Annotated in this window: 17 protein-coding genes; 8 read left to right on the top strand and 9 right to left on the bottom strand. The window is 70.2% G+C overall.

The genetic code is table 11. The features are described from left to right. The first annotated feature begins 138 nt into the window (after window positions 1–138). The 3 genes from ada to alkB all read left to right on the top strand — a co-directional run bounded on the left by ada (window position 139) and on the right by alkB (window position 2,849). Window positions 139–1,266 (top strand): bifunctional DNA-binding transcriptional regulator/O6-methylguanine-DNA methyltransferase Ada, encoded by a 1,128-nt coding sequence (ada, locus tag AC07OD_RS23430; RefSeq protein ID WP_494598206.1) that lies wholly within the window; start codon window positions 139–141, stop codon window positions 1,264–1,266. Next, on the top strand, window positions 1,263–2,000 hold the full coding sequence (locus AC07OD_RS23425) for a 2OG-Fe(II) oxygenase (protein WP_494598167.1): 738 nt from the start codon (window positions 1,263–1,265) through the stop codon (window positions 1,998–2,000). The genes ada and AC07OD_RS23425 overlap by 4 nt, the downstream gene beginning before the upstream one ends. Before the next feature lie 156 nt (window positions 2,001–2,156). Further along, entirely contained in the window at window positions 2,157–2,849 is a 693-nt protein-coding gene (gene alkB, locus AC07OD_RS23420) for a DNA oxidative demethylase AlkB (protein ID WP_494598166.1), read from the top strand. On the opposite strand, the gene AC07OD_RS23415 is transcribed toward alkB, so the two are convergent. Beyond that, a complete protein-coding gene (locus AC07OD_RS23415) occupies window positions 2,846–4,705 on the bottom strand; it encodes a DUF3592 domain-containing protein (RefSeq protein WP_494598165.1) in 1,860 nt (619 codons plus the stop codon). The two genes, alkB and AC07OD_RS23415, sit on opposite strands and share 4 nt — an antisense overlap. A 291-nt stretch (window positions 4,706–4,996) precedes the next feature. On the opposite strand from AC07OD_RS23415, the gene AC07OD_RS23410 reads away from it, so the two are divergent. Next, window positions 4,997–5,509 (top strand): EVE domain-containing protein, encoded by a 513-nt coding sequence (locus AC07OD_RS23410; RefSeq protein ID WP_494598164.1) that lies wholly within the window; start codon window positions 4,997–4,999, stop codon window positions 5,507–5,509. Window positions 5,510–5,527: 18 nt separating this feature from the next. Here the strand turns inward: AC07OD_RS23410 and AC07OD_RS23405 are convergent, their stop codons facing one another. Beyond that, complete coding sequence (locus tag AC07OD_RS23405; RefSeq protein ID WP_492244933.1) at window positions 5,528–7,336, bottom strand: GGDEF domain-containing protein; 1,809 nt, start codon at window positions 7,334–7,336, stop codon at window positions 5,528–5,530. A 300-nt stretch (window positions 7,337–7,636) separates the two neighbouring features. Here AC07OD_RS23405 and AC07OD_RS23400 point away from each other — a divergent pair, with 300 nt between their 5' ends. Then, a complete protein-coding gene (locus AC07OD_RS23400; RefSeq protein ID WP_218338625.1) occupies window positions 7,637–8,035 on the top strand; it encodes a nuclear transport factor 2 family protein in 399 nt (132 codons plus the stop codon). 45 nt (window positions 8,036–8,080) lie between these two features. On the opposite strand, the gene AC07OD_RS23395 is transcribed toward AC07OD_RS23400, so the two are convergent. The 4 genes from AC07OD_RS23395 to AC07OD_RS23380 all read right to left on the bottom strand — a co-directional run bounded on the left by AC07OD_RS23395 (window position 8,081) and on the right by AC07OD_RS23380 (window position 11,650). Beyond that, a complete protein-coding gene (locus AC07OD_RS23395; protein WP_494598163.1) occupies window positions 8,081–8,719 on the bottom strand; it encodes an exosortase H-associated membrane protein in 639 nt (212 codons plus the stop codon). Next, on the bottom strand, window positions 8,709–9,230 hold the full coding sequence (gene xrtH / locus AC07OD_RS23390; protein ID WP_218295076.1) for an exosortase H: 522 nt from the start codon (window positions 9,228–9,230) through the stop codon (window positions 8,709–8,711). The genes AC07OD_RS23395 and xrtH overlap by 11 nt, the downstream gene beginning before the upstream one ends. 185 nt (window positions 9,231–9,415) lie before the next feature. Beyond that, window positions 9,416–10,369: a class I SAM-dependent methyltransferase gene (locus tag AC07OD_RS23385; protein ID WP_218295077.1), complete on the bottom strand. Its 954-nt coding sequence runs from the start codon at window positions 10,367–10,369 to the stop codon at window positions 9,416–9,418. Between the two features lie 165 nt (window positions 10,370–10,534). Continuing rightward, on the bottom strand, window positions 10,535–11,650 hold the full coding sequence (locus AC07OD_RS23380; RefSeq protein WP_494598162.1) for a helix-turn-helix domain-containing protein: 1,116 nt from the start codon (window positions 11,648–11,650) through the stop codon (window positions 10,535–10,537). Between the two features lie 139 nt (window positions 11,651–11,789). On the opposite strand from AC07OD_RS23380, the gene AC07OD_RS23375 reads away from it, so the two are divergent. Both AC07OD_RS23375 and AC07OD_RS23370 read left to right on the top strand, forming a co-directional pair. Then, window positions 11,790–14,162, top strand: a complete 2,373-nt coding sequence (locus tag AC07OD_RS23375) for a penicillin acylase family protein (RefSeq protein ID WP_494598161.1) — start codon at window positions 11,790–11,792, stop codon at window positions 14,160–14,162. A 314-nt stretch (window positions 14,163–14,476) separates the two neighbouring features. Beyond that, window positions 14,477–14,728 (top strand): GlsB/YeaQ/YmgE family stress response membrane protein, encoded by a 252-nt coding sequence (locus tag AC07OD_RS23370; protein WP_218338630.1) that lies wholly within the window; start codon window positions 14,477–14,479, stop codon window positions 14,726–14,728. Window positions 14,729–14,802: 74 nt separating this feature from the next. Here AC07OD_RS23370 and AC07OD_RS23365 read toward each other — a convergent pair whose 3' ends face one another. Together AC07OD_RS23365 and AC07OD_RS23360 are read right to left on the bottom strand one after the other, a co-directional pair. After that, window positions 14,803–15,435 (bottom strand): NUDIX domain-containing protein, encoded by a 633-nt coding sequence (locus AC07OD_RS23365; RefSeq protein WP_494598205.1) that lies wholly within the window; start codon window positions 15,433–15,435, stop codon window positions 14,803–14,805. Next, window positions 15,435–15,845 (bottom strand): DUF4406 domain-containing protein, encoded by a 411-nt coding sequence (locus tag AC07OD_RS23360; RefSeq protein ID WP_218295083.1) that lies wholly within the window; start codon window positions 15,843–15,845, stop codon window positions 15,435–15,437. The genes AC07OD_RS23365 and AC07OD_RS23360 overlap by 1 nt, the downstream gene beginning before the upstream one ends. Before the next feature lie 63 nt (window positions 15,846–15,908). On the opposite strand from AC07OD_RS23360, the gene AC07OD_RS23355 reads away from it, so the two are divergent. Further along, complete coding sequence (locus AC07OD_RS23355; RefSeq protein ID WP_494598160.1) at window positions 15,909–16,673, top strand: DeoR/GlpR family DNA-binding transcription regulator; 765 nt, start codon at window positions 15,909–15,911, stop codon at window positions 16,671–16,673. A 5-nt stretch (window positions 16,674–16,678) separates the two neighbouring features. Here the strand turns inward: AC07OD_RS23355 and AC07OD_RS23350 are convergent, their stop codons facing one another. Beyond that, window positions 16,679–17,581: a LysR family transcriptional regulator gene (locus tag AC07OD_RS23350; protein WP_218295085.1), complete on the bottom strand. Its 903-nt coding sequence runs from the start codon at window positions 17,579–17,581 to the stop codon at window positions 16,679–16,681. Window positions 17,582–17,645: the final 64 nt, after the last annotated feature.

Genomic DNA, 17,645 nt, shown 5'->3' with positions numbered 1-17,645 from the left:
CAACGGAGTGCGCCCCGCCCACCCCGTCCCTAGAGTGCATGGCATCGCAACCCACCTTGTGAGCCATCCACCATGAATCCGAACTCCGCCCACCTCCACGCGAAAGCCCCGCCCCTGCATTCCACCCGCGTTGCCACCATGCCCCACCGCGCAACACCCTCCGCCAAGGCCGCACAGGCCGCTGCCGCCACCCAGGCCGACCCGCGCTGGGCGGCGGTGGTGGCGCGCAGCGCGGCGGCGGACGGCAGCTTCTGGTACTCGGTGCAGACCACGGGCGTGTACTGCCGCCCCAGTTGCGCGGCGCGCACGCCCCGGCCCGAGAACGTGCGGTTCCATGCCAGCTGCGACGAGGCTGAAGCAGCCGGATTTCGCCCCTGCCAGCGCTGCAAGCCCCGGCAGCCCTCGGCGCTGGCACACCATGCCGAGCTGGTCACGCAGGCCTGCCGCATCATCGAAGCCGAAGAAGCCACCACGCTCGATGCGCTGGCGGCCCGCGTGGGGCTGAGCAGTTCGCACCTGCACCGCGTCTTCAAGCAGGCCACCGGCCTCACGCCCAAGGCTTACGCCGCCGCCCGGCGGGAGCAGCGTGTGCGCAGTGCCCTCGAGCAACAACCCACGGCCTCCGTGACAGACGCCATCTACGGCGCGGGCTACCAGTCGAGCAGCCGGTTCTATGAGAAATCCGCCCAGGTGCTGGGCATGACCCCCACGCGCTACCGCGCGGGCGGCGCGGCGCAGCGCATCCGCTTTGCGGTGGGGCAGTGCTCGCTGGGCGCGATCCTGGTGGCGCACAGCGGCCAGGGCCTGTGCGCCATCCTGCTGGGCGACGACCCCGAAGCCCTGGTGCACGACCTGCAGGACCGTTTTGCCCAGGCCCAGCTGGTGGGCGGCGATGCGCAATTCGAATCGCTCGTGGCCCAGGTCGTGGCCTTTGTCGAAGCGCCCGGCCTGGGCCTGGACTTGCCGCTGGACGTGCGGGGCACGGCCTTCCAGCAGCGCGTGTGGCAGGCGCTGCGTGCCATTCCCCCGGGGCAGACCGCCAGCTATGCCGACATCGCCCGGCGCATCGGCGCGCCCACCGCCACCCGCGCCGTGGCGCAGGCCTGTGGCGCCAACACGCTGGCGGTGGCCATACCGTGCCACCGGGTGGTGCGCAGCGACGGCGGGCTCTCGGGCTACCGCTGGGGCGTGGAGCGCAAGCGGGCGCTGCTGGACCGCGAAGCCGGCGCCGCTGAACCAGCACACACGCGGGAGAAGGCCGCATGAGTGCCCTGCCCCAGGACACGCACCCCTGGCCTGCCCGCGTGGCGGCCCTCGACTGGGCCCAGGCCACCGACGACCTGCACACGCAGGGGCATGCGGTGTTGCCTCGGCTGCTGGGCGAGCACGAATGCACAGCACTCGCGGGGCTGTACCGCCACGCCGGCCCGCCCCTGTTCCGCAGCCGCGTGGTGATGCAGCGCCATGGTTTTGGCCTGGGCGAGTACCAGTACTTCAGCTACCCGCTGCCGGACGTGGTGGCCGGGCTGCGCGATGCGCTGTACCCCCATCTGTGCCCCATCGCCAACCACTGGAACGCCGCCATGGGCATCGATGCGCGCTACCCGCCGCGCCATGCCGACTTCATCGCGCGCTGCCACGCGGCGGGCCAGTTGCGCCCCACGCCGCTGCTGCTGCAGTACGCGAGCGGCGACTACAACTGCCTGCACCAGGACCTGTACGGCGAGCACGTGTTCCCGCTGCAGGTGGCCATCCTGCTGTCGGAGCCCGGCCGCGACTTCACCGGTGGCGAGTTCGTGCTGACCGAGCAGCGCCCGCGCATGCAGTCGCGCGCCGAGGTCGTCCCCCTGCACCAGGGCGATGCCGTGGCCTTCGCCGTGCACCACCGCCCCGTGCAGGGCACGCGCGGCGTCTACCGCGTCCACATGCGCCACGGCGTGAGCCGCGTGCGCTCGGGGCAGCGGCACACGGCGGGCATCATCTTTCACGATGCTGCATAGCGATGCTCCCGCTGAGGCGCCGTCGGGGCCTTCACCCCTCTCTCGCTGCGCGGGAGGGCCGCGCCCGGTGGCCTGGCGGAGCCAGTTCCACGGGCGCGCTCGCCTGGATCGCGCCCGTTGCACCGGCCCGGGCCATCACGCTAGAACCATGAATCCATGAACCTCGGTCTTTTTGATGAACTGCCCGCCACGCCCCAGGCGCCCGAATGGCTGGAGCCAGGCGCCGTGGCGCTGCGCGGCTTTGCCCTGGCGCAGGCGGCGCAGCTGCTGCAGGCCGTCGAGGCGGTGGCGGCCCGCGCACCGTTCAGGCACCTGGTCACGCCCGGCGGCAAGCGCATGTCGGTGGCCATGACGAACTGCGGGCCGCTGGGGTGGATCAGCGACCGCAGCGGCTACCGCTACGGCCCCACGGACCCGCTGACGGGCGAACGGTGGCCGCCCATGCCGGCGGTTTTCCATGCGCTGGCCCGCGAGGCCGCCGGGGCGGCGGGCTACCCCGGCTTCGCGCCCGACGCCTGCCTCATCAACCGCTACAGCCCGGGCACGCGGCTGTCGCTCCACCAGGACCGCGACGAGGGCAACTACGACCACCCCATCGTGTCCGTCAGCCTGGGCATCCCGGCGGTCTTCCTGTGGGGTGGCGCGCAGCGCACGGACAAGGCCCGCCGCGTGGGGCTGCTGCATGGCGACGCGGTCGTGTGGGGCGGCCCGGCGCGCCTGCGGTTCCATGGCGTGCTGCCGCTGGCCGAGGCCGCGCATGCGCTGACGGGCGCGCAGCGCATCAACCTCACCTTTCGCCGGGCGCGCCAGGAACCTGGGCCGGTCTCTTCAGCAGGCGGCGCTGCCTAGCGCGGATACCCCGTCTGCGACGCGATGGAGGCCAGCAGGTGGTCGGCCGCCGCGCGCCCGCGCAGGCTGTCGGCCACGGTGAGCCGCTTGCCGTTGCGCAGCTCCACCTCGATGCGGTAGAAGGTCTCCTGCCGCGCCCCCGTCTGGGTGGAATAGCTTTCGGCCACCCGCAGCCGGGCGATGTCCGTGGCGGGCGCCTGGTGGTGGACCAGCATGAGCCCCAGGAGCCGCCGCTCGGTGCGGATGCCCCGGCCGTCCAGCTCCACGCTGAGGCTGTTGGCCACCGCGTAGAAGCCGCCCACCACCGCCGCCCCGCCCATGCCGCCGAAGGCGATGAGGAAGAGCACCGGCACATCCTGGCCGCCCGCCAGCGCGGCAATGCCCACGAACACCGCCCCGGCGAGCATCCAGACGATGGTCTGCTTCCAGGCGCGCCCATACGGCAGGTACAGCCGCACCCCACCGGGAATGCGCTCCAGCTCGCTCACCGCGGCCACTTCGGCGTGGCGCATTTCCCGCAGCTGCGGGTGCTGCGCCGCGTCCGCGCGCGCCCCGTGGGAAGCCGCGCCGGTGGCGTACACCGGCACGTCGAACACACGCAGGAACCTGAGCCCGGGATCGGCCGATTCCACCTGCAGCCGCCATGCGTGGTGTTCGCTGTCCACCGGCTCCGTGGCGGGCAGGCCCGCCGGCACCCGCAGGCGCAAACCCAGCTGGATGCCATCGCCCCGGGGCTCGACCTGGGCCACGCCCTGGCTCTGCCATACCGTGGTTTCGCGCGACTCGCTCTTGCCGCCAGTGCGGCTGCGGTAGTGCCGCACGCAGCTGAGCGTGACCGCGAAGTGCTGCTGCCCGGGCCGGTGCGCCACGGGCAGCGCGAGCGTGGCGCCAAAATCGCCGCCGATGGCGCCTGGAAACGGGTCCAGCACCAGCCGTACATCGCCAAAGCGCCAGGCATCCAGCGTGGCCCGCACGGCCCACACCAGCGTCGCGACAGCCGCCAGCAGCAGGGCCCCGAACACGGCCACCAGCAGGTACTGGGGGCCGTCCAGCGCCTCGTCCCGGTGGGCGATCGCGGACGGCCATGCGATCGCATTGCAGACCAGGGCAAATGTCCATGCGACCCACACCTCATAGCGCTTGTTCGACCGGATGCTGTTGCCCGCCCAGGCCGGCCGCCCCATCCAGGGCCGGGCCGATGCCTCCAGCGCCTGCGCGCCGCGCCCGGCGCGGGGGCCGCGCCATGCGCCATGGAGCATGCCCAGGCCCACGCCGCCGAACAGCACCACGAACAGCATCTTGAACAGCTGCATGCCCGGGCGCAGGCTGCGGTCCAGCACGGCCTCGTGGGGGTTCGACGGGTTCACCCAGGCCTGCACCGGCTGGCCCTCGCGCTGGGCGGCCTCCAGGCGTTCCCCCAGCTGCTCCTGGAAGTCGCCGATGTTGTCCGCGCCGGACCCAATCGCCACGCGCTGGCCTTGATAGTCCCGGCCCCCCACCTGGTAGCGGTAGCTGGCCGACACGCTGTAGGTGGTGGACTTGCTGCCACGCGAGGTCTCCAGACGCGCCGACACCAGCGTGGCCGGCACCGGCTGCCAGCCCTGCATGCGGCCCCAGTCGTACAGCGTGGGCAGCACGCCGAAAAGCAGCATGCCCACGCCCACGGCGGCAAAGGGCAGCGCGAACAGCGCCATCGCCCAGGTGCCGGACTTGCCCCCGCCCTTGCGCGCCTGGGACTCGCGGTGCTTCTTTCTCCGGGTGTTGCTGGTGGCCATCGGTGTGCTGATGAAGTGGCGCATGGCGGCCGGGGCCCTGCCCGCCACCGGCAGCGTGGCGGGCACGGCGCGGCCGGCCACGGCGTCACGTCCTCCTCCCTGTGTTCTTGTGTGCTGGAAAAATCTGCGCCTCCCGTGCGCTGGCACGGCCTGGACGGGGGCCGTGCGGCGCCCGGACGGGGGCAGGCCTGATTCTGCGACCCGCCGCGCGCACGCGCAATGCATGTGCGGCGGTTGTCGTTTTTTGAATCTTTCAGGGCCCTGGCGATTCATGGATATGCGCCGATAGCTATATATTCGATAGCAAAAGCACCCCTGCCCCGGCAGCCCATCGGGGCACCAGGGCGAATCGGCCTTTGCCAGAATGGCGCCATGACCACGCCCACCGCATCCCACCGCGCGCCCCGCTACTGGCTCATGAAGTCCGAGCCGGACGAGTGCTCCATCGACGACGCCCTGACCGCCCCGGACGCCACCGTGCCCTGGACCGGGGTGCGCAACTACCAGGCGCGCAATTTCATGCGCGACGAGATGCACATCGGCGATGGCGTGCTGTTCTACCACTCCAGCTGCCCGGAACCGGGCATCGCGGGCATTGCCCGCGTGGCGTCTTCCGTGCGGCCCGACCCCACCCAGTTCGATCCGCAATCGCCCTACCACGACCCCAAATCCCCGCCGGACAAGCCGCGCTGGCTGCTGCTGGACGTGCAGGCGGTGCGCAAGACACGGCTCGTCAACCTGGCGCAGCTGCGGGCGCGCCCCGAACTGGGGGAAATGCGGGTGCTGCAGCGGGGCAACCGCCTGTCGATCACGCCGGTGGAGCCTGCCGAGTGGAGCCTGATCCTGGAGATGCTGGAGCCGCGCGCGGCGGCCCGCCACGGGTAGCGGGAAACGGCCCCGGGGCTACCCCGGCGGGGGTGGCGCGGGTACCGGCCCGTCTTGCGGCACCGGCGCCATGGGCGCCGAGCGCACGCAGTTGCGGCCGTCCGCCTTCGCGCGGTACAGCGCGGCATCCGCCCGTTCCACCAGCTGCGGCCATCCGGCCTCGCCCCGGTAGCCGCACGCCACGCCAAAGCTGGCCGTGACGCGCAGCGCGGTGTCCTCCGCCGAGGTGAAGGTTTCCCGCTCGAGCGCCTGGCGCAGCTTCTCGGCGATCACGAGGGTCCCGGCCATGTCGTCCCCCGCAACCAGCACCGCGAACTCCTCCCCGCCAAAACGGGCCACGATGTCGTTGGAGCGCAGAACCGTGCGCAGCAGCCTGGCGACCTGGATGAGCACGCGGTCGCCGGTGGGATGGCCGTGGGTGTCGTTGACGGCCTTGAAGTGGTCGATGTCCAGGAGGATGAGGCACATCGGGTCCCCCGCGCCCCTTCCGGCCCGCTGGGCCTGCGCGTGCCCGTCGAGCGCCCGGCGGTTGAGCAGCGAGGTCAGGCCGTCCGTCTCCGCCAGGCTCTTGAGCTCGTTGGCCATGGACGCCCGCTCCCTGAGCTTGCCCTGGAGCACCTCGATGGCGCGAAAGAGGCCGGTGACCTCGCCCGCGGCCGTGGGGTGCCCGTAGGGCACGGCGGGCCGGTCTTCGGCCAGCCGCAGGACCGCCGCGTGGGCATGGAGCAGCGGGCGGAAGACGCGGGCCCGCACCGAAAGAATCAGCCACACCAGGATCGCGAAGATGGCGCCCGTCACGACCGCCACCGCCGCCAGAGTGGCCAGCGCCGCATCCCTGTTGTGCTCGGACCGCTTGACCGCCGCGTCGAGGAAAACGCTGCGGTAGGTTTCAATCGGCCGCATGGTCGGCACGTAGCGCTCGGTGAACTCGGTCGCCGACATCGTGTAGCGGGCGCCCGGGCGTCCTTCGGCGATCAGCCGGTCGATCAGCGCAAAACCATCGCCGAAGTAGCCGCGTTCGATCTCTTCGCGGGTTCTTGCCAGCGTTTCATTGTCATGCAGCCCCCCGTGGGCGCCGATCACCTGCCACAGCGCCCTCAGCCGCCCCTGCGTTTGCCGGCTCTCGATGATGTTCTTGAGCGGCAGGCGCTGCCCCAGGGCGATGGGCGCCATGATCTGCGAGGCGGCCCGTCCCCCATAGTCCCGGAAGTCGTTGAGCATCTGGCCGATCAGGACGGGAGAGGCCAGGCTCGCGTCGTGGTGCAGGATCTCGTTGGCCTGCCAAGCGATGATCGCCTGGACTTTGTCGGACGCCTCGAACATGCCCTGGATGGCCGCATCCAGCTCGTCCGGACGCAGCGAGGCCAGGGGCACCGCCGCCACCTCGTCGACCTGGCGCCGCGCCCGGGCCAGCTGCTGCGTGACACCCTCCAGCAACGCCGGCGGCACGGGGTGGTGGTGCAGGCCCCAGCGCGGCGGCTGCGGCTGCGCCAGCGCCGCCAGCGCGGCGTCCACCCGGGACCGCAACTGTGCCAGGCGCCGGGTTCCCGCGCTGTCGGGCGCGGGCGCTTCGGACATCACGACATTCGCGGGCCCCCGCTCCGCCGCGACCAGGGTGGCGATATCGAGAACGCGCCGGAAATGCTGGATGTCGTGCAGCCCCTGCCGCGCCATCTCGAATTCGTGGAACGTCGGCACCACGATCGTCAGCGCGAGCAGCGCCGTGGCGAGGATCGCGATCGCGACATGGATCGACAGCCTCGTGTTGAAGCTGCGCTCCGGCGACACAGCGGGGCTGGCGTCCTGCGCGGTGTCCGCCGCATCCATGGCGCCCGCCGCGCCCTCTCCTTCTTCTTTTTTCTCTGTGGAAAACAGTGGAAAGAACAGCTTGAACCTCCTGGAGCCCCGAAATTGCACCCATTGCGCGCAGCGGCATGCCGCCCGGCTGCCAGACTAGGTTACCACCTGCAACCAGAGGCCCAGGGGGGTGATACCCGCAGGGCCCCGCCCCACGGCATGCCGGGCGCCGGTAGGAACGTGCTGACGGCAGCCTGCTTTCCCGTCCGACATCCGGCGGGCCGGCCGGCGCGCAGTGTGGTCCCTTTCACCACCACCTAGGAGCACGACATGCGCACGGCAAGCAATGAGCTCATGCAGCTGGAAAGGAAATTCTGGCAATCGATGGTCGACGAGGACACGGACACCGCCCTCGCCATGCTCGATGAACCGGCACTGATGGTCAGTAGCCACGGCGCCATGCAGTTTGACCACGCCACCTACCGGCGGATGGCGGAACAGGGCCCGATGGTGATCAAGTCCTTCGAGCTGAGCAACATGAACGTGCTGTTCCCCGACGACAACACGGCCGTCCTGACCTACCACGCGCGGCAGGCCCTCACGCCCCGTGGAAAGTCGGAAGAAATCAATCAGGAAATGACGGATTCGTCCGTCTGGATGCGCAAGGACGGCGAGTGGCGCTGCGTGATGCACACGGAAACACCCGTGGACGCCCGCCCGCAGCACTGACCTCCCTGCCCGGGCCCGCCGCGCAACCGGCCACGGCCGTGCGGCCTACTCAGGTTGCTGGGGTTGCAGGGGTTGCGGCGGCTGCTGGACAGCGACCGCCGCCCGTGCCTGGGCATGCAGCTTGGCCAGGAACTCCCGGTCCAGCAGCAGCCACAGCATCACCGGGGCCAGCGCGGTGAAGATGAACAGGTTGAAGTGGTAGAGGAACGCCACCACGTCGGCCACCCACCCGGGCAGCCCTGTCTGCACGAACACCTCGCGCCCGGCGCGGTTGAAGGCGTCGTTGCACCACTGCAGGGCGACGTTGACCGCCTGGATCGGCAGCATGGCCACCGAGCCGATGAGCAGCTTTCGCACCCAGCCCCGAGGAAACGAGGCAAGCAGCAATGCCCACAGGATCACGATGCCGTAGCCCAGCAGGCGGTAGTCCACCACGGGGGCGAGCTTGCCCGAGCGGAACTGGCCGTTTTGCACCGAGACCACCTTGAGCGTGGTGTTCAGCACCCCGGTGGTCTCCTTCTGGGTGTAGCTCAGCGCCCAGTGGAACACGGCGGAAGACGCCTCGCCCGCCATGAAGAACACGGGCTTGGAGAGTTGCGGCGACAGGTAGTACCACAACGGCATCAGGCACAGCAGGCTGCCAATGGCGACCAGCAGGAAACGTCCGACCGAACTAAGCTGCATTGGCGAGGGGGGGTTGAGGGGGTGAGGGAGGTTGTTGCCGGGCGATCCAGCGGATCCAGAGCATCCAGACCACCAGCACATCCAGCATGATGAGCGCCTGCCAGAGGTACAGGTGGGCAAACTCGAACACGGTCATGTTCCACTTGCCCAGGTAGTACAGGCTGATGATGCGCAGCAGGTTGACGGCCTGCACCGCCGCGATGCCGATGGCGATGCCGGCGAGCTTGTGCTTCCAGCTCGAAGGAAACGCGATCATGCCGGCGATGAGGATGATCGCCGCCTCCACCCCGTTGCAGCCCGCCTCGATGGACACCGCGAAGCCCGTGGCCTTGCTCATGAGGATGCGGCCGTGGTGCGCCACGTCGGCATCGAGCGGGGTCATGAGCGCCGCGCTGGCGGTGGCTAGCAGGCTGGTCCAGGGCTCGATGGCGACCCGTTGCACCTCGTCGAGCATGTCGATGCGAAAGAGAACCGCCAGCACCACGATGAAAATGAGAAAGAATCGGACCATACGTCGATGAGAAGAACCTGGTGAGGCGCACCAGCGCGCCAGGATTGCGGCAGGCGGCGAGGCCATGACAATGCGGGCCCGTTCACTCGGGCGCCGCAAAGAATATCAGAAGCCATCCCAAATCCACAAAGCCCGAATGGCATGGGCATGGCGTTGGTCCCCGGCGCATGTCCCGGAGACGGCGCTTAAAGGTCCGGCGCCGCGTACACCAGCACCTTGAGGGCGCGTTCCGGGTCCACGTCCGCAAATGCCGCCGGGTTGTCCACCCTCTCCACGAACGACAGCCCGGGCGCCTGCGCCTGCATCTGCTCCCGCAGGAATCCCTCGCCCAGCTCCGGCGCGTTCAGGCACAGCAGCGCGTGTCCGCCGGGCGCCAGCAGGTCCGGCAGACGGCGCATGAGGCGGGCATAGTCCTTCGTGGCCACGAAGCTGCCCTTCTGGTAGCTCGGCGGGTCCACGATGACCAGGCCATACGGCCCGCTGCGGGTGATCTTGCCCCAGCTGCTGAAGATGTCGTGCGCCAGAAAGCTCGCGCCCGTGGCGATGCCGTTGAGCTGGTGGTTCTGCTGGCCCACCGCGATGGCGCCATGGCTCATGTCCACGTTGACCACCTGCCGCGCGCCCGCCTGCAGCGCCACGACCGAGAACGCACAGGTGTAGGCAAAGAGGTTGAGCACCTTCAGGCCGTAGCGGTCCGCGCTGCGCGCGGCAGCAAAGTCGCGCACCCAGCGGCGGCCGCCGGCCATGTCCAGGAACAGGCCGTGGTTCTGCCCACGCAGCACGTGCACGCGAAAACGTGCACCGGCCTCGGGGACCGCATGCGGGTCGGGCACGGCGCCCGCCATCAGGCGGGTATCGCTGCGGCCCTCGGCGCGCAGCGCCTCGCCCCGGTGCTGGAACACCCAGTTCAGCGGCTGGCCATCCGGCGCGATCAGCGACCACCGCGCCTGCAGCGCGGCGCCAATGGCGTCGAGCGCTTCCTCGGTGGCCGGGGCAAAGCTGGTGAGTACAAAAACGGGCGGGTACACATCGAGCACCCATTGCTCGCAGCCCGGGTGCAGCCCGCCCCGGCCGTGGAAGATGCGCTGGGCATCGGTGGGCAGGGGCATCGCGGCGATGGCGTCGAGCAGGGCTTGCATGGAGAAAAAAGGCTTCAATGAACGGAAATCAGGAGAAAACGGCCGCATGCGCTGGTGCACTCATGCCGCACAGCTATTATTTCAATAGCAACCATGGATTATCGCCTGTGGCCCGGCGCGGGCGGGCTGCGGCCGGGTGGCTTGTGCACCCGCCGTGCCGGCCTGTCAGGCTTCTCCTGCGCTGTCGGCCCCGGGCGGGGCCTGCCGCGCCAGCCACTGCTTGCGCGAAGTGCGCAGCTTGAAGCGCTGGCGGTAGGCCCCCGGCGTCACCCCGCACACGCGGGCGAACACCTTGCGAAAGCTGCCCGTGTCGCTGTAGCCGCATTGTTGCGCCACATCTTCCACGGTCAGGTAGGTGGTCTGCAGCAACGCCTGCGCCTGGGCGATGCGCAGGCGGTGCAGGTAGTCCTGGGGGCTTTCGCCATGCACCTGGGCAAACCAGCGCAGCAAGGTGCGCGGACTGGTGGCAGCGGCGCGGGCCGTGGCCTGCAGGCTGTAGGGTTCGTTGCGGTGGGCCTGCAGCCAGCGCCGCGCCAGCTCCAGGGCGCCCGCGGCCAGCGGATGGCCGGTGGGGGTTTCCATGGCGGCGGTGGCCGTCAGCTGCCGCTCCCGGTCGAACAGCAGCGCGTGCATTGCCGCCTGCGCCAGTTCGGCGGCGGGCGTGTGGCCGAGCAGGTCCAGCACGGCTGGGAGGGTGTCCTGCAGGGATGCCGTGGTCCACAGGGTGCCATCGCGTTGCCAGGCCTGCTCCCGCTGCCACACCACGTCGGCAGGAGGCGCTCCATCGGCGGCAGCCGGCCCGCTCTCGCTGGACTGCAGCACGATGGACGGCGCGAACACCCACGGCAGCGCCGCCTTGCGCCCCGCCAGCAACCCGCAGTGGGCCAGCAGGCTGGAGCCGTTGAACAGCGCCAGGGCCCTGCCGCCCCCGCGCAGGTGGCTGTGCAGCATGGCGCCGAAGTGCTGGCTGTAGCGGCTGCTGACCTCGCGCAACTGGGGCCCCGTGGGCACCAGCCAGCCGGGGATGACGACCACGTGCAGAGGGCCTTGCCAGCCATCGCCCCCTGCTGGCACGGGGGGCGGGGTGGCATCGCCCTCATGCGGCATCGGCAGCCAGAACCAGCGCAGCGCGGGCTGCGCGCCACCGGGCCGCATGGCGGCCAGCATGTTCATGGCACGCAGGGCGTCCACCACCGCGGTGGCCGTGCTGGCAATGCTGTCGCGCCCCCAGAGGATGCCCACATTCACGCAGGACGAAAGGACGGTGGTGCGGGTGGACATGGTGGCGATATTGCCACCATTCGTGGCCAGACCACCACCCCGTTGAGGTGTTACCGGGCAGTAGCATGGTTGCGCGACCACAGCACCCCGCCGGCGATGCGAACCGCCCGCGGGTCCAACACCCAGGAGACCTGAACCCATGCGACAGACCCCAGCCACCGCCGGCCAGACGACGGCATTGACCACCCTCGCCGCTGCCTGCGCCGCCCTTTTTCTGGCGGGTTGCGCCATCCAGCCCGGCGCGGCGGGCAGCGACCGCGGCGTGACCATCGAGCGCACCACCTACGGCATTCCGCACATCACCGCGCAGGACCCCGAATCGCTGGCCTACGGCGTGGCCTATGCCTATGCGCAGGACAACGTCTGCATGACGGCCGACCAGCTCGTGACCGCGCGCGGCCAGCGCAGCAGCACCTTCGGCGGCCAGGCCATCGGCCTGCTGGGGCGCCGCTACATTCCCAACGAACAGATCGACCTGTTCATGGCCGCCCACATGGACGACGCCGCGCTGGAGCGCCACTGGGCGGCCACGAGCCCGCAGGTGCAGGCCATGGCGCGCGGCTACGTGGCGGGCTACAACCGCTACCTGGCCGACAACGCCGCCGCGCTGCCCGATGCCTGCCGCGGCAAGCCCTGGGTGCAGCCCATGACCCTGGCCCAATACCGCCGCATGGCCGAGGTGGTGGCCGTGCAGGCCGGTATTGCCGCGCTGGCCGACGGCATGCTGGGCGCCCAGCCGCCCGCCGCCAAGGCCGCGCAGGCGCCCGCCCCTGGCGTGGACCTGGCCGACGCCGCGCAGGCGCTGCGCGACGTGGGCCTGCTCGACTCGCCCCTGGGCTCCAACGCCTGGGCCTTTGGCAAGGACGTGACGGCCAACGGCAGCGGCATGCTGCTGGGCAATCCGCACTTTCCGTGGAGCGGCCCCAACCGCTTCTATGAAATGCACCTCACCATCCCCGGCCAGATGGATGTGATGGGCGTGGGCATAGGCACCTACCCCATGGTCTCCATCGGCTTCAACAAAGATGTAGCCTGGTCGCACACGGTGTCCACCGGCAAGCGTTTCACCTTCTACGAAGTGACGCTGGCCGAGGGCGATCCCACGACCTACCTGGTGGACGGCAAGCCGGAGAAGATGACGGCCCGCAAGGTCAGCGCCCAGGTTCCCGGCCCGGACGGCAAGCTCCAGGCGCGCGAGCACACCGTGTGGTCCACCCGCTGGGGCCCGCTGGTGGTGGTGCCCCGCGCCGGCCTGACCTGGAACGCCAGGACCGCCTACGCCCTGCGCGACGCCAACACCGGCAACACCCGCATGATGGATGCGGCCCTGGCCTTTGCGCGCGCCCGCTCGGTGCAGGATCTGCACAAGGCGCACGCCAACCTGGGCCTGCCCTGGGTGAACACCCTGGCGGCCGACCGCAGCGGACAGGCCATGTACGCCGACGTGAGCGTGGTGCCGGACATGGACGCCGCGCAGCTCGCGCGCTGCGCCCCCAGCCAGCCCGCCGCCGCGCTGCGGGCCGCCGCAGGCCTGGTGGTGCTGAACGGATCGCGCGCCGACTGCGACTGGCACCGCGACAGCGCATCGCCCGTCCCGGGCCTGATCCCCATCGGCCGCATGCCCGTGGCCTTCCGCACGGACTGGGTGCACAACAGCAACGACAGCTTTGTCTACACCCACCCGGGGCAGAAGTTTGACGGCATCTCGCCCATGGTGGGCGACGCCAGCCTCACGCGGCCCCGCACGCGCGCCGGCCTCGCGGAAATCCCCGAGATGCTCGGCCGCGGCAAGGTCACGCCGCAGGCCATCCAGGACCAGCTGTTCCAGAACCGCAACTTCATGGCCCAGGTGGTGGTGCCCGACCTGCTGGCCGCCTGCGACAAGGCGCCCTCGGCAGAGTCGCGCGGCGGCTGCGCCGCCCTGAAGGGCTGGGACCGCCGCAACAACCTGGACGCGCGCGGCGCCCATGTGTTCCGCGAGTTCTGGCGCACCGCGCGCAACATCCCCGGCGTGCACCGCGTGCCGTTCGATCCGGCACAACCCGTGGCCACGCCCGCCGGCCTGAAGATGGACGACGCCGCCACCGCCGCCAAGGTGTGGGAAGCCCTGGACGGCGCCGTGAAGACCGTCCGCGCGAGCGGCTTTGCGCTGGACGCCACCCTGGGCAGCGTGCAGCGCCCGGACATCACCGAAGAGCCCATCGCGCTGCATGGCGGCGAGGAGTTCGAAGGCGTGCTCAACAACCTGGGCCGCCAGGAACCCGCGCCGCTCAATGCGCGTGGCCTGCGCATCGACTACGGCACCAGCTACGTGCAGACGGTGACCTTCGACGCCAAAGGCCCGGTGGCCCAGGCCATCCTGACCTACGGCCAGTCCACCAACCCGGCATCGCCACACGCCAACGACCAGATGCGCCTGTTCTCTGCCAAGCAGTGGCACACCCTGCCTTTCCACCGCGAGGACGTGGTGAAGGCGCGCATCGGCGAGCCGCTGCGGCTGGTGAGGCACTGAGCCTGTTCGAGGTTTTCTAGAAGTCGCGCAAGCGCCTGGCCGCAATGGGATGCCAGGCGCGGCGCGCCGCCCCGATAGCCCGCACCGAGCCCGCCGACAGCCCGGCTACGGGCAAGCGCCGCAACGCCGCAGGCCGCAGGCCGCCCGGCAAGGCGCTTGCCCGAAGGTTGGAGTGACCTCGGGCGATTGCACGCCAATGCGATCCCCGAAAAGACCTGGAACGGGTTCCGAGAGCCGCCGGCTCCGAAAATGCCATTACAGTCATTGCCGGAGCCCACTGCCGGGCCTGCGCACTCTTGATCGAAAGGAATTGCATGCTGTCCATCCTCGGAACCATCATCGTCGGCTTCATCGTCGGGCTGATCGCGCGCGCCGTGAAACCCGGCGACGACAAGCTGGGCTTGATCATGACCACCGTGCTGGGCGTTGCCGGGTCGCTGGCGGCAAGCTATGTGGGCAGCGCCATGGGCTGGTACGCACCCGGCGCGCCCGCCGGATGGATCGCGTCGGTGGCCGGTGCCATCGTGCTGCTGGTGATCTACGGGCTGGTCAAGAAGAAGGCCTAGCCACCGCGCCCGCTGGTGCACAGGTTTGAAGAAAATCGGCCTCCAGCGCCCATGGATAAAGCGCAAGCAGCTATCTAAACAGTAGCAAATTGCTGCTGCAGCGCCACATGCTGCAGCAGCATGATCGTCTTTCCGTCCTGGATGGCGCCCCCGGCGATGCCCGCCAGGGCCTCGGCCAGCGGCATCTCGATGACCTCGATGTCCTCGCCCTCGTTCACCAGGCCGCCTCCAGCCCGCACGCGGTCCTGCGGCTCGTACTCGGCAATGAAGAAGTGCAGCTTCTCGGTGACCGAACCCGGGCTCATGTACGCCTCGAACACCTTGCGCGGCTGGCGCACGCGGTAGCCGGTTTCCTCCTGCGCCTCGCGGCGGATGCAGGTCTCGGGGTCGTCCCCGTCAAGCAGCCCGGCGCAGGCCTCGACCAGCAATCCGTCCGCGCACCCATTGAGGAAGGCCGGCAGCCGGAACTGGCGCGTGAGCACCACCGTGCCCCTGCGCGGGTCGAACAGCAGCAGCGCCGCGCCGTTGCCCCGGTCATAGGCCTCGCGGCTCAGCGTCTGCCACTGGCCGTCGCGCCGGCGCAGCGAAAAACTGACCTTGCGCAGCACGTACCAGTTGTCGGACAGCAGTTGCACGTCCAGCAGCTTCACGTGCTCCGCGCCGGCATTGAGCTCGGCGATGGGCACGGCGGGCACCGGGCGGCTCATCATGCGGCATGCCCCCGGGCGCCAGCCTGCCGCCGGGGCAGCTCGTCCACGTGGTGGAACACGGGAAGCCCGCGCGCCCGGGCCCGCGCCACGTCCATGTCCGCGCCGCGCGACGCGCCGGGCAGGCGCAGCACGGCATCGCAGCGCGCCAGCAGCCGCTCTGCCACCGGGTACTGGTAGGCATGGAAGACGGCATCGCCCGGCTCGCGCCCGCCCGCCGCATGGATGATGGGCAATGCCAGCCACTCGCCCAGCAGGGGCAGATGGCCGCGCTCGTAGATCGGCAGCGCGGCCGCCTCCAGGCGGGCCCGGTTGGCGGCGATGCGGTCCGCGTCGCCGTCGGTGCCAGAGAGGTACGGGCCGGCGATCAGCACCAGCAGCGGAAAGTCAGTGTCGGAAGGGGCGGGCATGGTGTTGCAATATTCAATACGTGCAATATCATGCACAAACATGCAAATTCGCGCAACCCACCCATGCTGACCACACAACGCAAGCAACTCCTGCTCGACCGCCTTCGGCGGGACGGACAGATCGTGGCCAAGGCCTTCAGCGAAGAGCTGGGCATTTCGGAAGACACCGTGCGGCGCGACCTGCGCGAACTGGCCGCCGAGGGCCTGCTGCAGCGCGTGCATGGCGGCGCCCTGCCCGCATCGGCCGCCGTGGGCAGCCTGCAGGCCCGTGAGCAGCTGGCCCCTGAAGACAAACGCGCCTTGGGCCGTGCCGGGGCGGCCCTGGTGCGGCCCGGCCAGGTGGTGATCCTCGACGGTGGCACCACCTCGCTGCAGGTGGTGTTGCACCTGCCGCTGCACCTGCGCGCCACCGTGGTCACGCACAGCCCGGCCGTGGCCGTGGCATTGGCCGGCCACCTGCAGATCGAGGTGCTGGTGCTGGGCGGCCGGCTGTTCCGCCACTCGATGGTGAACGTGGGCGCCAGCGTGGTCGAGGCGGCGGCGCAATTGCGTGCAGACCTGTACCTGATGGGCGTGACCGGCGTGCATGCCGAAGCGGGCCTGACCACGGGCGATTTCGAGGAGGCCGCCGTGAAACGCGCCCTGCACCAGCGCGCGGCCGAGACGGTGGTGCTGGCATCCGCCGACAAGCTGGGCGCGGCATCGCCCTTCACGATTGCGCCCCTCGGCGAACTGGCGGCCCTGGTGGTGCCCGCGTCCACGCCCGCCGCACTGCGCAGAAAGCTGCAAGCCGGTGGCGTCACGGTGACCCCCGCAGCCGCCGCCTGATCTGATCAGCCCAAGGGCCCCGCGCCCAGGCGCAGGTGCGCCACCAGCGCCTGGGCAAAACCCGACAGCACCGCCCCCTTGCGCACACAGATCTGCAGGTCGCGCTGAGCCCAGGGCTCGTCCATCTCCACCACCACCGGCGGCTCGCTCAGCCCCGCCACCTGCAAGGCCGCGCCGCGCGGCACCAGCCCGATGCCCACGCCCGCCCCGACCATGCGGCACACCGCCTCGAAGCTGCGCACCTGGATGCGCACGTCCAGGTGCCGGCCCAGCTCGGCGGCGGCATTCATCGTGAAGGTGTGGATGGCCGAGCCCGCGTGTAGCATGACAAACGCGTGGTCGAGCACCTCGGCGAACCCCACCTTCGCCCGCCCGGCCAGCACATGGCCCGCCGGCACGATGAGCACCAGGCGGTCCTGCCGGTACGGGGCCAGCTCCACCCCCGCGCCCGAGCCGCTGTCGGCCAGCACGCCCACCTCGATCTCGCCGCTGGCCACCGCCACCACGATGTCCGCGCTGGTGCGCTCCTCCAGGCTCACGCTCAGCTGCGGATGCCGCTTCAGGAAACCCGCCAGGTCGTCGGGCAGGAAGGTGTGCGTGGCATGCGTGTTGGCCCACAGGCTCACGTGGCCGCGGATGCCAGTGGCAAACGGCGAGAGGTTGGCATGCATCTGCTCTATGCTGGCCAGCACCTGGCGGGCATTGCGCAGCAGCGCCTCGCCCGCACGGGTGAGCACGAGGCCCCGGGTCTGGCGCTCGAAGAGCGCGGTGTTCAGCGCCTCCTCCAGGCGCCGCAGCCGGTGGCTGGCCGACGAAGGCGCCAGACAGGCGCGCGCGGCGCCGCGCGTGAGGTTGCGCTCTTCGGCAATGGCGACAAAAAGGCGCAGATCGATCAGGTCATAGGTCAATGGAGGCCCCTTGGCATTCGTCCACAACGAACGAACGGTTGCGGCAATAACAATTGTGCCCGCC

The organism is Acidovorax sp. GW821-FHT10E03 (assembly GCF_059415205.1).
The sequence above is the reverse complement of the archived record's forward strand: the minus strand, read 5'-3'. Positions and strand labels throughout refer to the sequence as shown.